Below are 290 nucleotides of genomic sequence, written 5' to 3'. Positions count from 1 at the left end.
ACATCTAAAACAGGATTCATTAAATGATTTTAAAAAAATTGTTGAGGATTTTGAAAAGAAAACAGAGAACTTTCAAAAACAAACAGAAGATTTTCAAAAAGATATTCTAAAAGAAATTACTTCAGTCGAAAAAGAGATTGCGGATGTTGAGAATGATGACGATGTTTTAGATGTGGATGTTTGTCACCATTTATAGTCTCTCTTATTATTTCGTCAATTCTCTTTAATATTTCTGATTTACGACTAATTATTAAATTCTGTATTTTTTTCTTTAATGGGTCATATTTTTC

The 290-nt window shown here is 26.2% G+C and carries 1 protein-coding gene; it reads left to right on the top strand.

Going from position 1 to position 290, the window contains the following annotated elements:
* Positions 1 to 196, top strand: a 196-nt coding sequence (locus tag RMT89_RS42240; RefSeq protein ID WP_315889064.1) for a hypothetical protein, incomplete at its 5' end; no start/stop codon positions are given.
* Positions 197 to 290: the final 94 nt, after the last annotated feature.

Source organism: Streptomyces sp. P17, assembly GCF_032436805.1.
GTDB lineage: Bacteria > Actinomycetota > Actinomycetes > Streptomycetales > Streptomycetaceae > Streptomyces.
The sequence above is the reverse complement of the archived record's forward strand: the minus strand, read 5'-3'. Positions and strand labels throughout refer to the sequence as shown.